At 71.6% G+C, this 13948-nt stretch carries 11 protein-coding genes; 4 read left to right on the top strand and 7 right to left on the bottom strand.

Annotated features, from left to right (window positions below):
- Nucleotides 1-119 precede the first annotated feature (119 nt).
- Nucleotides 120-1502, top strand: a complete 1383-nt coding sequence (locus PV350_RS07690; RefSeq protein ID WP_500333210.1) for a glycine--tRNA ligase — start codon at nucleotides 120-122, stop codon at nucleotides 1500-1502.
- Nucleotides 1503-1587: 85 nt separating this feature from the next.
- On the opposite strand, the gene PV350_RS07685 is transcribed toward PV350_RS07690, so the two are convergent.
- The 3 genes from PV350_RS07685 to PV350_RS07675 all read right to left on the bottom strand — a co-directional run bounded on the left by PV350_RS07685 (nucleotide 1588) and on the right by PV350_RS07675 (nucleotide 4709).
- Entirely contained in the window at nucleotides 1588-2172 is a 585-nt protein-coding gene (locus tag PV350_RS07685; RefSeq protein ID WP_499511793.1) for a TetR/AcrR family transcriptional regulator, read from the bottom strand.
- 34 nt (nucleotides 2173-2206) lie between these two features.
- On the bottom strand, nucleotides 2207-3217 hold the full coding sequence (locus PV350_RS07680) for an aldo/keto reductase (protein ID WP_499511792.1): 1011 nt from the start codon (nucleotides 3215-3217) through the stop codon (nucleotides 2207-2209).
- A gap of 139 nt (nucleotides 3218-3356) precedes the next feature.
- Complete coding sequence (locus tag PV350_RS07675; protein WP_499516827.1) at nucleotides 3357-4709, bottom strand: MFS transporter; 1353 nt, start codon at nucleotides 4707-4709, stop codon at nucleotides 3357-3359.
- A 281-nt stretch (nucleotides 4710-4990) separates the two neighbouring features.
- Between PV350_RS07675 and PV350_RS07670 the strand changes: the two genes are divergently transcribed.
- Nucleotides 4991-5857 (top strand): helix-turn-helix transcriptional regulator, encoded by an 867-nt coding sequence (locus PV350_RS07670; RefSeq protein WP_499511791.1) that lies wholly within the window; start codon nucleotides 4991-4993, stop codon nucleotides 5855-5857.
- On the opposite strand, the gene ybiA is transcribed toward PV350_RS07670, so the two are convergent.
- From ybiA to PV350_RS07655, 3 genes are read right to left on the bottom strand one after another with little or no spacing between them, the layout of a single operon-like run.
- Complete coding sequence (gene ybiA / locus PV350_RS07665; protein ID WP_499511790.1) at nucleotides 5838-6425, bottom strand: riboflavin biosynthesis intermediates N-glycosidase; 588 nt, start codon at nucleotides 6423-6425, stop codon at nucleotides 5838-5840. The two genes, PV350_RS07670 and ybiA, sit on opposite strands and share 20 nt — an antisense overlap.
- Nucleotides 6426-6475: 50 nt before the next feature.
- Nucleotides 6476-6898 carry a MarR family winged helix-turn-helix transcriptional regulator gene (locus PV350_RS07660; protein WP_499511789.1) on the bottom strand — a complete coding sequence of 141 codons (423 nt, stop codon included), beginning with the start codon at nucleotides 6896-6898 and terminating at the stop codon, nucleotides 6476-6478.
- On the bottom strand, nucleotides 6895-8307 hold the full coding sequence (locus PV350_RS07655; protein ID WP_500333209.1) for an MFS transporter: 1413 nt from the start codon (nucleotides 8305-8307) through the stop codon (nucleotides 6895-6897). Before PV350_RS07655 ends, PV350_RS07660 begins: the two co-directional genes overlap by 4 nt.
- Nucleotides 8308-8415: 108 nt before the next feature.
- On the opposite strand from PV350_RS07655, the gene dusB reads away from it, so the two are divergent.
- Together dusB and ppdK are read left to right on the top strand one after the other, a co-directional pair.
- The gene (dusB, locus tag PV350_RS07650) at nucleotides 8416-9564 is read left to right on the top strand and encodes a tRNA dihydrouridine synthase DusB (protein ID WP_499511787.1); all 1149 of its coding nucleotides are present in this window, start codon (nucleotides 8416-8418) and stop codon (nucleotides 9562-9564) included.
- Nucleotides 9565-9913: 349 nt separating this feature from the next.
- Nucleotides 9914-12679 carry a pyruvate, phosphate dikinase gene (gene ppdK / locus PV350_RS07645; RefSeq protein ID WP_499511786.1) on the top strand — a complete coding sequence of 922 codons (2766 nt, stop codon included), beginning with the start codon at nucleotides 9914-9916 and terminating at the stop codon, nucleotides 12677-12679.
- An 83-nt stretch (nucleotides 12680-12762) separates the two neighbouring features.
- Here ppdK and PV350_RS07640 read toward each other — a convergent pair whose 3' ends face one another.
- Nucleotides 12763-13920: an alkaline phosphatase PhoX gene (locus PV350_RS07640; protein WP_500333208.1), complete on the bottom strand. Its 1158-nt coding sequence runs from the start codon at nucleotides 13918-13920 to the stop codon at nucleotides 12763-12765.
- Between the last annotated feature and the right edge of the window lie 28 nt (nucleotides 13921-13948).

The following is a 13948-nucleotide window of genomic DNA, read 5'->3' as shown; positions in this document are numbered from 1 at the left end:
CCCGGACTGCGGAACCGATTTGATACGGGCCCCGCACCCGCCGGTAATCTGAGGTATTCGCCGGACCGCACGCGACCCGGCGGATCCCACCGACCGCTTCGTCGTCTGAAGAGAGCACCGTGGCCGCCGACAAGATCGACACCATCGTCAGCCTGAGCAAGCGCCGTGGCTTCGTTTTCCCCTGCAGCGAGATCTACGGCGGCCAGAAGGCCGCCTGGGACTACGGGCCGCTGGGCGTCGAACTGAAGGAGAACATCAAGCGCCAGTGGTGGCGTGCGATGGTCACCTCCCGGGAGGACGTGGTCGGCCTGGACTCCTCGGTGATCCTGGCCCGCGAGGTCTGGGAGGCCTCCGGTCACGTCGCCACGTTCACCGACCCGCTCACCGAGTGCACCTCCTGTCACAAGCGTTACCGTGCCGACCACCTGGAGGAGGCGTACGAGGCCAAGCACGGCCACCTGCCGGCCAACGGCCTGACCGACCTCAACTGCCCCAACTGCGGCAACAAGGGCACCTTCACCGAGCCCAAGCAGTTCTCCGGGCTGCTCTCCACCCACCTGGGCCCGACCCAGGACTCGGGCGCCGTGGCCTACCTGCGCCCGGAGACGGCACAGGGCATCTTCACCAACTTCTCCCAGGTGCAGACGACCTCGCGCCGCAAGCCGCCGTTCGGCATCGCCCAGACCGGCAAGTCCTTCCGCAACGAGATCACGCCCGGCAACTTCATCTTCCGGACCCGCGAGTTCGAGCAGATGGAGATGGAGTTCTTCGTCAAGCCGGGCGAGGACGAGACCTGGCACGAGTACTGGATGCAGCAGCGCTGGGACTGGTACCGGGGCCTCGGCATGCGCGAGGAGAACATGCGCTGGTACGAGCACGCCAAGGAGAAGCTGTCCCACTACTCCAAGCGCACCGTCGACATCGAGTACCGCTTCAACTTCGGCGGCACCGAATACTCCGAGCTCGAGGGCATCGCCAACCGCACGGACTACGACCTCAAGGCCCACAGCCAGGCCAGCGGCCAGGACCTGTCGTACTTCGACCAGGAGGCCGGTGAGCGCTACTTCCCGTACGTCATCGAGCCCGCGGCGGGTCTCAACCGCGCCATGCTCGCCTTCATGCTCGACGCGTACAACGAGGACGAGGCCCCGAACGCCAAGGGCGTGATGGAGAAGCGCACCGTCATGCGCCTCGACCCGCGCCTGGCGCCGGTCAAGGTCGCCGTCCTGCCGCTGTCGCGCAACCCGCAGCTCTCGCCGAAGGCCAAGGGCCTCGCGGCCGACCTGCGCCGCCACTGGAACATCGAGTTCGACGACGCCGGCGCCATCGGCCGCCGCTACCGCCGCCAGGACGAGATCGGCACCCCGTTCTGCGTGACCGTCGACTTCGACACCCTCGAGGACAACGCGGTCACCGTGCGCGAGCGCGACACCATGAAGCAGGAGCGCGTCTCGCTCGACCAGGTCGAGGCCTACCTCGGCGGCCGGCTGCTCGGCTGCTAGGTCCGGACCCGGACGTACGCGAAAGGCGCCCGGTCACCCCCAGAGGGGTGGCCGGGCGCCTTCGTGCGTCCGCGCGGCGGGGCGCTCAGGCCTCCAGGCCGCGCAGGATCAGGTCGTTGACCGCGGAGAACGCGGCGTCGATGCCCGGGGCGAACCACTCGGCGGCGTACGCCGGGTCGTGGAAGCGGACGGTGGCGTCCCACACCGCCTGCGCGGCGGCGTCGGGGTCACCGGCGGCGAACTCGCCGGCGGTCACACCGTCCCGGACGATCCGCGCGAGGAGCCCGACCATGACGGCGACGTGCTGGGCGACCACCGAGCTGTGCTCGACGGTGAGCGCCATGTACGTGGCGAACAGCTCGGGATCGCCGCCCGCCTTGCGCCGTTTGGCCGCGAACAGCGCCTCCAGCCAGGCGCGCAGCCGCTGCGGCCCAGGGCGGCCGTCGTCCTGCGCTATCGCCGTCAGCTCCGCGTGCGCCTGGTCCAGCCACCGCTGGGTGACCGCCTCCCGCAGCGCGGCCTTGGTGCGGAAGTGCCGGTAGACGCTGCCGTGGCTGACCCCGAGGGCCCGCGCCACGTCGACCACGGTCGCCTTGGCCGGGCCGTAACGGCGCAGCACCTCCTCCGTGGTCTCCAGGATGCGTTCGGCGGTCAGCGTCTCGGGTGGCATGGTCGTCATTCTCCCAGGGCCGGGCGGGTGCCGGTCAGTGCCGCTGCTCACTGTCCAGGTGTGCCATCTGGGACTCCGGGTAGCGCTCGCCCGCGGCCGCGTCGGCCGGGACCGCGGTCTCGATCGCCGCCAGGTCGGCCGCGTCGAGGGTCACGTCCAGCGCGCCCAGGGCCTCGGCCAGCCGCTCGCGGGTGCGGGCGCCGACCAGCGGGACGATGTCCTCGCCGCGGGCCAGCACCCAGGCGATGGCGGTCTGGGCGACCGTGACGCCCTTCTGCTCCGCGATCTTGCGCAGCGCCTCCACCAGCCCGAGGTTGTGCTCCAGATTCTCGCCCCGGAAGCGGGGGCTCATCGCGCGGAAGTCGTTGCCGGCCAGCTGCCGGTCACGGGTGAAGTGGCCGCTGATCAGACCGCGGGACAGCACGCCGTACGCCGTGACGCCGATGCCCAGCTCGCGGGCGGTGGGCAGGATCTCGTCCTCGATGCCGCGGGAGATCAGCGAGTACTCGATCTGCAGGTCGCTGATCGGGGCCACGGCCGCGGCCCGGCGCAGGGTGGCGGCGCCGACCTCGGACAGGCCGATGTGGCGCACGTAACCGGCCTGGACGAGCTCCGCGATGGCGCCGACGGTCTCCTCGATCGGGACGGCGGGGTCGACCCGGGCGATGCGGTAGACGTCGATGTGGTCGGTGCCCAGGCGCTGCAGCGAGTACGAGGCGAAGTTCCTGACGGCCTGGGGGCGGCCGTCGTAGCCCAGCCACGTGCCGTCGGGGCCGCGCAGGGCGCCGAACTTGACGCTGATCAGCGCCTTCTCGCGGTCGGCAGGGGAGGCCGCGCGCAGGGCCTCGCCGATGAGCATCTCGTTGTGGCCCATGCCGTAGAAGTCGCCGGTGTCGATCAGCGTGACGCCCGCGTCGAGGGCGGCGTGGATCGTGGCGATCGACTCGCCGCGGTCGGCGTCGCCGTACAGGGCGGACATGCCCATGGCGCCGAGGCCGAGCGCGGAGACGGAGGGGCCGGTGGAACCGAGGGTGCGGTTCTGCAAGGGGACTCCTTGGTCGGGATGAGGAGGTCGTGCGGGGATGCTGACAACAGTGACACATGCACTGACAGATTTCAATATCTGTCAGTGCATGGCTGTCATGCGGTCTCCTCGGTACGGGCCGGTCCGGCCCCGCGGCCCCTCAGGCCACCTGGCGCGGCAGCCGCAGGCTGGCGAGCGCCGTCACGACCACTGCGGCGAGCTGCACGACCAGCACCGTGACCAGTGCCTCCCGCGTCCCGTGCGAGGGGACCAGGGCGAGGAAGAGCGTGCCGAGGGTGGCCACGCCCAGGGCCAGCGCCGACTGCTGGGTGGTGACCATGACCCCGCTGCCCACGCCGGCCCGCTCGGCCGGTACGTCCGCGAGCACCAGCCGGAACAGCACCGGCAGTTGCAACCCCTGGCCGAGGCCGGCGATCGCCACACCCGGCAGCAGGGCCCACGCCGTCATCCCGGGTTCCCAGCTGCGGGCCACGGTCAGCGCCAGCACCGCGACGCCGACGCCCTGCAGCACGCCTCCCGCGGTGACCACGCGCCCGCCGTACCGGCCCACCAGGCGTGGCCCGGCCAGCGAGGCCAGGAAGAACGCCACGGCCATCGGCACGAGCGTGGTGCCCGCCTCCACCGGTCCGTACCGCAGGCCCTGCTGCAGGGCGACCGCGATCACGAACATGAAGCCGCCGAAGCCGATGGAGAACGGCACCAGCAGCGGCAGCGCCCGGCGCATCCCGGTGAGCGCGAACAGGCTCGGCGGCACGAGCGGGATCCGCCCGGCCCGGTCGGCCCGCCGCTCGACCAGGAAGAACGCCAGGGCCGCGAACGGGAAGACGGCCAGCGACACCCACGTCCACGCCGGCCAGCCGGCCGCCCGGCCCTCGGTCAGCGGCACCAGCAGGGTCACCAGCGACACCGCCAGCAGCAGGGTGCCCGGCCGGTCGACCGGCGCGGGGCGGTCGGAACGGGTCTCCGGCACCGAGCGCACCGCGAGCAGCAGCCCGGCCGCCGCGACCGGCACGTTGACCAGGAAGACCGCGCGCCAGCCGGTGCCCGCGATGTCCGCGGCGACCAGGACGCCGCCGAGGATCTGGCCCGCGACCATGGACAGGCCCGCGGTCGCGCCGTACAGGCTCAGCGCCTTGGCCCTGCGGTGGCCGGTGGTCGCGGAGTGGATGGTGGCCAGCACCTGGGGCAGCATCAGCGCGGCCGCCGCACCCTGCGCGACGCGGGCGCCCACCAGCACCCAGGCGTCGGGCGCCAGGCCGCAGGCGAGCGAGGTCAGGCCGAAGGCCGCCATGCCGGCGAGGAAGAGCCGGCGGCGGCCGAAGGAGTCGCCGAGCCGGCCGCCGAGCACCAGCAGCACGGCGTACGCCACGCCGTAGCCGGCCACGACCAGCTCCAGCACGGCGGCCCCCGCGTCGAGGTCGGTCTCGATGGCGGGCAGGGCAACGTTGACGATGAAGAAGTCGATGAGCGGCAGTGCCGCGCCCAGCAGCACGGTGAACAGGCCCAGCGGGCCGAGCGCCGGCGCGGTGGGGCCGGGCGGTGCCTCGGCGGCCGGTGGCGTGGTTCTCGCGGCCGGTGCCGGGTCGCCGGTGCCGACCCGGATGACGCGGGGTCGCACCTGGGCGCGGGAACGGAGGTCGGCGGAGACGGGGGCTTCGATGTGATCGGTCACGTATGCCACGATGACCTTGTTCCCAGGGGGGTACCAGAGAGCGTTTATCCAGGTATCGCGACCACCTGGCAATGGTTTGGGACGTCAGGCACCCTGGAGGTATGACGTCTCCCAGCGCCGCCGCGCGGAGCGAGCTCGCTTCCTTCCTCCGCAGCCGCCGTGAACGGATCTCCCCCGAGCAGGTCGGACTCCCGCCCGGCCGCCGCCGCCGCACCCCCGGGCTGCGGCGCGAGGAGGTGGCGCAGCTCGCCGCGGTAGGGGTGACCTGGTACACCTGGCTCGAGCAGGCCCGGGAGATCCAGATCTCCGCGCAGGTGGCCGACTCCATCGCCCGGGCCCTGATGCTGGACCCGAACGAGCGCACCCACCTCTTCCTGCTCGCCGGGGTGCCGGACCCCAACCCGCGCGCCCAGTGCCCGGGGATGTCGGACCAGATCCGGGAGATGCTGGCGAAGCTGGAGCCGCTGCCGGCCGCGGTCCTCAACAGCCGTACCGACGTCATCGCCCACAACCGCACCTACGCGCGGCTGGTCGACGACCTCGACCGGCTCCCCTTCGAGGACCGCAACATCATGTGGCTGGTCTTCACCGACCCCGCCTGGCGCGAGGGCCTGCCGGACTGGCACGAGACCAGCCGGCAACTGGTCGCCAAGTACCGTGCGGCGATGGCCGAGCATCTCGCGGAGCCCGCGTGGAAGTCCCTGGTCAAGCGGCTGGAGCAGGCCTCCCCGGAGTTCTGCGAGCTGTGGGAGCGGCATGAGGTGCAGGAACCGGAGAACCGCACCAAGCGCTTCCTCAACCCCCGGGTCGGCCTGCTGACCTTCCACTTCACGCACCTGTGGCTCGGTCCCAGCCAGGGCCCCCGGCTGGTCACCTACTCCCCGGCGGACGCCGCCACCCGCGAACGGCTGGACCGGCTGTACGAGATCGCCGGTTCCGCGCCCAGCGCTATGCCGATGCCGGTGTGAGCAGCCGCTGCCGCGCCTCCATCAGGGCGAAGCCCAGCAGGTTCAGGCCGCGCCACCGCACGGGATGGGCGGCGTGCTCGTCGTCGGCGGCCAGGCCGATGCCCCATATCCGGTCCACGGGGCTGGCCTCCACCAGCACGCGCGAGCCGGTGCCCAGCAGGTAGTCCCGCAGGGCCGGGTCCTGGCCGAACTTGGCGACGTTGCCCGCCACGACCAGTTCCTCGCGGTGCCGCTCCCAGGTCGCGTTGTCGAAGCCGCGCACCTGCCGTCCCAGCTTCTTCGCGGCGTGCGGGTGCGGGGCGGCGAGGATCCCGGCGAGGGTCCGGTCGTCGTCGAAGAGCCGGGCCTTGCCGGCCATCATCCAGTGCTCCGCCGTGGCGTAGCCGATGCCGTCGACGGTGAACTCCGAGGGCCACCACTGGCTCAGGCAGCCCGCGCCCACGCTGCCGTCGCGCTGCGGCTGATGGCCCCAGAAGAACAGGTACTTCGGCCGGACGCCACGCGCGGTCAGTGCCGTCAGCGCAGCCCGGGAACGGGCGTCGCGGGGCTCGGTGATCTGCGTCGTCATGTCACCGACCGTAGCGCCGGGCACCGACAACGGCCCCCGGTTTTCCCGGCTCACCCCGGGGCCGACCCCAGCAGCTTGGTCACCACCCGGTCCAGCGCCGCGAGCTCCTCCGCGTCCAACTCCACCAGGCCCGGTGGGGGAGTGCCCAGGATGCGGTCGGCCTCCTGCGCCGCCGCGGCGCCGTCGGGTGTGAGGCTCAGGAGCTTGCGGCGCCGGTCCCGCGGGTGCGGTGTGCGTTCCACCAGCCCGCGCCGGACGAGGTCGTCGACGACCAGGGTGACGTACGGGCGGTCCGTCATGAGGTCGGCGGCGAGGTCGCCCGGCGTCACGGGGGCCGCCGCGATCCGGCGCAGCGCCTTGACGCGGAAGAAGCTCATGCCGAGGGCGTCTGCGACCTCGCGGCGCCGTTCGTTGCGTTCGAGGACGAGCGTGCGCAGGTCGCGCCACACCCGGGTGGCCGTGGCCTCGTTCACCGGGCGCCCACCGGCTCGCGGGCGGCGTCCGCGCCGAGCCGCTTCGCGGCGCGTTCCGCGGTGCCCGCCGCCCAGTGGCCCGAGGTCAGCCAGCCCAGCGCCAGGATCGCCACACCGCAGCCCGTGATGATCCACCACGCCGTGAGGTCGAGCCCGGCGGCGAGCGCGGCGCCGATGACGGCCACGCCCAGGGACTGCCCGACCTGCCGGCTGGTGGAGGCCACCGCCGCGGCGACCCCGGCCTGGGTCCGCGGCATGCCGGAGACGGCGGTGTTGGTGATCGGGGCGTTGACGAAGCCGAAGCCGACGCCGAACAGGACGTACGCGGTGAACAGCTTCGCGTCCGAGGCGGTCGCGTCCAGCGCGGCGAACATCACGCCGCTCGCCGTGGTGGCCAGGCCCGCCAGCAGCAGCGGCAACCGTGGGCCGCGGCTGCCGACCATGCGCCCGGACAGCGGGGCGCAGACCAGGGCCATGGCCGCCATCGGCAGCAGGTGCAGACCGGCGTCCAGGGCGGACATGCCGCGCTGGTCCTGCAGGTACAGGGTGTTGAGGAAGAGGAAGCCGGCGAGGGCCGCGAAGGCGCTCACCGCTATCACCGTCGCCCCGCTGAAGGGCGCGCTGCGGAAGAAGCGCGGATCGATCAGCGGTTCCGTGCGCCGCCGTTCGTAGGGGAACAGGGCCACCGCGGAGCACAGGGCGAGCACGAGGCAGCCGACGATGACCGGGGAGCCCCAGCCCGCCGCGGGCGCCTCGATGATGGCGTACGTCAGCGAGCCGAGCAGCGCGATGACCATCAGCTGTCCGACCGGGTCGATCCGGCGTGGCCGGGGGGCACGGGACTCGGGCACGTACAGCGCGGTGAGCACCAGGGCGAGCAGGCCGATGGGCAGGTTGATCCAGAACACCGAGCGCCAGCCGACCGACTCCACCAGCGCGCCGCCGATGATCGGCCCGGCGGCCATGCTGATGCCGACGACACCGCCCCACGCCCCGATCGCCCGCGCGCGCTCGCGCGGATCGGTGAAGACGTTGGTGATGATCGACATCGCGACGGGGTTGAGCATCGAGCCGCCGACCGCCTGCAGCATGCGGAAGACCACCAGCCACTCCAGGCTGGGGGCGATGCTGCACAGCCCGGAGGCCACGGTGAAGATCACCAGGCCGACGCGGAAGATCCGGCGGCGGCCGATCCGGTCGGCGGTCGAGCCGGAGAGCATGAGCAGCGAGGCCAGCACGAGCGTGTAGGCGTCGATGGTCCACTGCAGTCCGGAGATGGAGGTGTGCAGGTCCCGGCGCATTGCGGGCAGCGCGACGTTGAGGATGGTGTTGTCGAGGCTGACGATCAGCAGGCTCATGCAGCAGACGGCCAGCACCAGCAGACGTCTGCGCCGGCTCAGCTCGGGCATCGGCCGTTCCCGTCTCCGTGGTCGGTGCTATCGGTGGATTGATTGTACTTGTGTAACCATTTCACGCTACACCCAGTCCCTCCCGGGTGATACGGGAGAATGGTCCGCATGACTGCTGACGCCACCGCTCCCGCACTCCGCATCGGCCCGCACACCGTGTGGCCCCCGGTGGTGCTGGCACCGATGGCCGGGATCACCAACGCGCCGTTCCGCACGCTGTGCCGCGAGTTCTCCGGCGGCAAGGGGCTCTTCGTCTCGGAGATGATCACCACCCGGGCCCTCGTCGAGCGCAACGACAAGACCATGCAGCTGATCCACTTCGACGGCACCGAGAAGCCGCGTTCGATCCAGCTGTACGGGGTGGACCCGGTCACCGTCGGCAAGGCGGTCCGGATGATCGTCGACGAGGACCTCGCCGACCACATCGACCTGAACTTCGGCTGCCCGGTCCCCAAGGTGACCCGCAAGGGCGGCGGCTCGGCCCTGCCCTACAAGCGCAACCTGCTCCGCTCGATCCTGCGCGAGGCGGTCGGCAACGCGGGCGACCTGCCGGTCACCATCAAGATGCGCAAGGGCATCGACGACGACCACACCACCTACCTGGACGCCGGCCGGATCGCCGTAGAGGAGGGTGTCACCGCCGTCGCGCTGCACGGCAGGACCGCCGCCCAGCACTACGGCGGCACGGCCGACTGGGAGGCGATCGCCCGCCTCAAGGAGCACGTCCCGGAGATCCCGGTGCTGGGCAACGGCGACATCTGGAGCGCCGCGGACGCGGTCCGGATGATGAGGGAGACCGGTTGCGACGGTGTCGTCGTCGGCCGCGGCTGCCTCGGCCGCCCGTGGCTCTTCGGCGACCTCGTGGCCGCCTTCGAGGGCGGCGGCGCCCCCGCCGCCCCGACGCTGCGCGAGGTCGCCGGCGTCATGCGGCGGCACGCCGGGCTGCTGGGGGAGTGGCTGGGCGACGAGGAGCGCGGCGTCATCGACTTCCGCAAGCACGTCGCCTGGTACACCAAGGGCTTCTCGGTCGGCTCGGAGATGCGCCGCAAGCTCGCGATGGCCTCCTCCCTCGCCGAGCTCGACGCCCACCTCGCCGACCTCGACCTGGACCAGGAATGGCCGGATGGCGCCGAGGGGCCGCGCGGCCGGACGGCCGGGAGCAAGCGCGTGGTGCTCCCGGACGGCTGGCTGGAGGACCCGTACGACTGCTCGGTGGTCGTCGGCGCCGACGCCGAGCTGGACACTTCGGGCGGCTGAGGACGTTTCGGCGGTCCGCGGGGACGTCCGGACTGTAAGACGAACCGCGGCCAGGGCGAGTGATTCTCGCCACGCCTGATAGGGGTGTCGCTCAAATGAGCAGCCCGAGTGTCACCACACCTCTCCAATGAGTGGCACTGAGTGTCATCGTTGTCGTGGCCACATGGTCAAGTCATCCCTCACGTGGAGTGACCGGCTCCGACCGTGGCGATCACGTGGCGAGAGCATGTGTTCGACGGTTGAACGCATCGCCCGTTCACCCGGAGGGACGCCATGACTTTCGATCTCTCGGCGGATGGGTGGTTACGACCGTGTGACCTGGTGATTGACGTACTGCAGCGCCTTCGAGATGGGTACGCTCCCCGCCGTCAGGGCATCCCGGCCGCGAGGAGCGAGTCCCGTGTCGGAAGAACAAGTAATCCAGAAGTTCGTCTACGACTTCACTGAGGGCAACAAGGACCTCAAGGACCTGCTCGGCGGCAAGGGCGCGAACCTCGCCGAGATGACCAACCTCGGCCTGCCCGTCCCTCCGGGCTTCACGATCACCACCGAGGCGTGCAAGGTCTACCTGGAGTCGGGCGCCGCACCCGCGGCGCTGCGCGACGAGGTGAGTGCGCACCTCGAGGCGCTCGAGCAGAAGATGGGCAAGAAGCTCGGTCAGGCGGACGACCCGTTGCTCGTCTCCGTCCGCTCGGGGGCGAAGTTCAGCATGCCGGGCATGATGGACACGGTCCTCAACATCGGCCTGTCCGACGCCTCGGTCGCGGGCCTGGCCGCGCAGGCCGGCAACGAGCGCTTCGCGTGGGACTCCTACCGGCGCCTCATCCAGATGTTCGGCAAGACCGTGCTGGGTGTCGACGGCGAACTCTTCGAGGACGCGCTGGAGGACGCCAAGCGGGCCAAGGGCACCCACGACGACCTTGACCTGGACGCGGCCGACCTGCAGGGCCTGGTCGAGCAGTTCAAGGCCGTCGTGGCCAAGGAGACCGGGCGGGACTTCCCCCAGGAGCCGCGCGAGCAGATGGACCTGGCCGTCCGCGCCGTCTTCGACTCGTGGAACGGCGAGCGCGCCAAGCTCTACCGCCGCCAGGAGCGCATCCCCGGCGACCTCGGCACGGCCGTCAACGTCTGCTCCATGGTCTTCGGCAACCTCGGCTCCGACTCCGGCACCGGCGTCGCCTTCACCCGCGACCCGGCCACCGGCCACCAGGGCGTGTACGGCGACTACCTGAGCAACGCGCAGGGCGAGGATGTCGTGGCGGGCATCCGCAACACCGTGCCGCTCGCCGAGCTGGAGCAGCTGGACAAGACCTCCTACGACCAGCTGATGCAGATCATGGAGACCCTCGAGACGCACTACAAGGACCTGTGCGACATCGAGTTCACCATCGAGCGCGGCAAGCTGTGGATGCTGCAGACCCGCGTCGGCAAGCGCACCGCCGCCGCCGCCTTCCGCATCGCCACCCAGCTGGTCGACCAGGGCCTGATCGACGAGGCCGAGGCGCTGCAGCGGGTCAACGGCGCGCAACTGGCGCAGCTGATGTTCCCCCGCTTCGACGAGAAGGCGAAGGCCGAGCGGATCGGCTGGGGCATCGCCGCCTCCCCGGGCGCGGCCGTCGGCAAGGCCGTCTTCGACTCGTACACCGCCGTGAAGTGGTCGCGCTCCGGCGAGAAGGTCATCCTCATCCGCCGCGAGACCAACCCCGACGACCTCAACGGCATGATCGCGGCCGAGGGCATCCTCACCTCGCGCGGCGGCAAGACCTCGCACGCGGCCGTCGTCGCCCGCGGCATGGGCAAGACCTGCGTCTGCGGCGCCGAGGAGCTCGAGGTCGACACCAAACGGCGCCGGATGACCGCGCCCGGCGGGATCGTCGTCGAGGAGGGCGACGTCCTGTCCATCGACGGCTCCTCGGGCAAGGTCTACCTCGGCAAGGTGCCGGTCGTGCCGTCCCCGGTCGTGGAGTACTTCGAGGGCCGCATGCACGCCGGCGCCGACGACGCCGACGAGCTGGTGCGGGCCGTGCACCGGATCATGGCGTACGCGGACCGGGTCCGCCGGCTGCGGGTTCGCGCCAACGCCGACAACGCCGAGGACGCCTCCCGCGCCCGCCGCTTCGGCGCCCAGGGCATCGGCCTGTGCCGCACCGAGCACATGTTCCTCGGCGAGCGCCGCGAGATGGTGGAGCGGCTGATCCTCGCCGACACCGACTCCGAACGCGACAAGGCGCTCTCCGCGCTGCTGCCGCTGCAGCGGTCCGACTTCATCGAGCTCTTCGAGGCGATGGACGGGTTGCCGGTGACCGTGCGCCTGCTGGACCCGCCGCTGCACGAGTTCCTGCCCGACATCACCGAACTGTCGGTGCGGGTCGCGCTCGCCGAGTCCCGCAAGGACGCCAACGAGAACGACCTGCGCCTGCTGCAGGCCGTCCACAAGCTCCACGAGCAGAACCCGATGCTCGGCCTGCGCGGTGTCCGCCTCGGCCTGGTCATCCCCGGTCTGTTCGCGATGCAGGTGCGGGCGATCGCCGAGGCCGCCGCGGAGCGCAGGAACGCCAAGGGCGACCCGCGGGCCGAGATCATGATCCCGCTGGTGGGCACCGTCCAGGAGCTGGAGATCGTCCGCGAGGAGGCCGAGGGCGTCATCGCCGAGGTCGAGGCCGCCACGGGCACCGAGCTCAGCCTCACCCTGGGCACGATGATCGAGCTGCCCCGCGCCGCCCTGACGGCCGGTCAGATCGCGGAGGCCGCCGAGTTCTTCTCCTTCGGCACGAACGACCTGACCCAGACGGTCTGGGGCTTCAGCCGCGACGACGTCGAGGCGAGCTTCTTCACCGCCTACCTGGAGAAGGGCATCTTCGGCGTCTCCCCGTTCGAGACCATCGACAAGGAGGGCGTCGGCGCCCTCGTCCGCTCCGCCGCCGAGGCCGGCCGCGCCACCCGGCCCGACCTCAAGCTCGGCGTGTGCGGCGAGCACGGCGGCGACCCCGAGTCCGTCCACTTCTTCCACGAGGTGGGCCTGGACTACGTCTCCTGCTCCCCGTTCCGCATCCCCGTCGCCCGCCTGGAGGCGGGCCGCGCGGCGGCGCAGAGCAAGGGCAGCGACTGCCGGTAGCCCGGCCCGGAAGACCATCTCCCACCCTCACCGGGGGCGGCACCTTTGTGCGAAGGTGCCGCCCCCGCTTCCGTTCCGCCCGGCTACGAACGGAACGGGCCGCGCACCTCGTAGGTGATGCCGCCCGACGAACTGCCGCTCGTGCCGCGCTGCGAGGAGAAGTACAGCCGGGTGCCGTCGGGGGAGAAGGCGGGACCGGTGATCTCGGAGGCGGACTGGCCGCTGACCCGCAGGAACGGCGAGACGACGTCGTCCGGGGTGATCAGGCAGATCTCCATGGTGCCGCCGTCCTCGGCGACGTAGAGGTCACCCGAGGAACTGCCGGTGACGTTGTCCACGCCCGTCAGCGGGGCGCTGCCGGAGACGAGGGAGTCGTCGTACGCCAGCGCGTAGGTGCCGGCGGCCAGGTCGAGCCGCCAGACGCGGTTGTCGCCCTTGGTGGTGAACCAGACGGTGTCGTCGGCGTAGTGGCAGCCCTCGCCGCCGTTGAACCTCTTCGCGCCGGACACCTGGCTGCGGGTGGCGGTCGGGGAGCCATCGGGGTCGGGCACGTCCGCCCAGGTGAAGGAGCCCGCGGCGGCGGTGCCGGCGACCAGCACCTGCAGGGCCCCGGCCGACAGGTCGCCCCAGGTGGCCGGGACGAACCGGTAGAAGCAGCCGTTGGTCTCGTCCTCGGTCAGGTAGACCACCTTGCGCACGGGGTCGGCGGCGGCCGCCTCGTGCTTGAACCTGCCCATGGCGGCGCGGCGGACGGCCGCCTCCACGCCCCGGGGGTCGGTCTCGTACACGTGGCCGAGGCTGACCTCCTCGCAGGACGGCCAGCTGTTCCAGGGCGTCCTGCCGCCCGCGCAGTTCTGCCGGGTGCCGGAGAGGATGCGGTAGGCGCCCGTGACGCTGCCCGAGGCGTCGAACCGCACCGCGCTCGCACCACCGTTCGGGTCGATCTCCGAGTTGGAGACGTAGATCCAGCCGCTGCCGTCGGCGAAGCACGCGCCGCCGTCGGGCGCGCTGTGCCAGGTGTACGACGTGCCCGCGACCTTCTGGCCGGAGCGGGCGACGACACGGCTGGTGAAACCGCCGGGCAGGGCGATGCCGTTGGCGTCGGGCGCCTGCAGCGCGCCGTAGAGGCCGGTACCGGGCTGGGCGGGTGCGGCGTGGACCGCCCCGCGCATGAGGGTGCTGCCGAAGGCGGCCGCCGAGCTGCCGACCACCGCTCCGCGCAGGAAGGTTCGACGTTCCACGATCACTCCAGGGACGACGGGGTGGCCC

The organism is Streptomyces sp. PA03-6a (assembly GCF_033792765.1).
Taxonomy (GTDB): domain Bacteria; phylum Actinomycetota; class Actinomycetes; order Streptomycetales; family Streptomycetaceae; genus Actinacidiphila.
Note: the sequence above shows the minus strand (reverse complement) of the source record. Positions and strands in the feature narration are given on the sequence as shown.

Excerpts from the sequence above, each read along its gene's own strand:
- PV350_RS07685 (WP_499511793.1), bottom strand. The coding sequence starts at position 2,172 with ATGCCACCCGAGACGCTGACCGCCGAACGCATCCTGGAGACCACGGAG.
- PV350_RS07670 (WP_499511791.1), top strand. The coding sequence starts at position 4,991 with ATGACGTCTCCCAGCGCCGCCGCGCGGAGCGAGCTCGCTTCCTTCCTC.
- ybiA (WP_499511790.1), bottom strand. The coding sequence starts at position 6,425 with ATGACGACGCAGATCACCGAGCCCCGCGACGCCCGTTCCCGGGCTGCG.
- PV350_RS07655 (WP_500333209.1), bottom strand. The coding sequence starts at position 8,307 with ATGCCCGAGCTGAGCCGGCGCAGACGTCTGCTGGTGCTGGCCGTCTGC.
- dusB (WP_499511787.1), top strand. The coding sequence starts at position 8,416 with ATGACTGCTGACGCCACCGCTCCCGCACTCCGCATCGGCCCGCACACC.
- ppdK (WP_499511786.1), top strand. The coding sequence starts at position 9,914 with ATGGGTACGCTCCCCGCCGTCAGGGCATCCCGGCCGCGAGGAGCGAGT.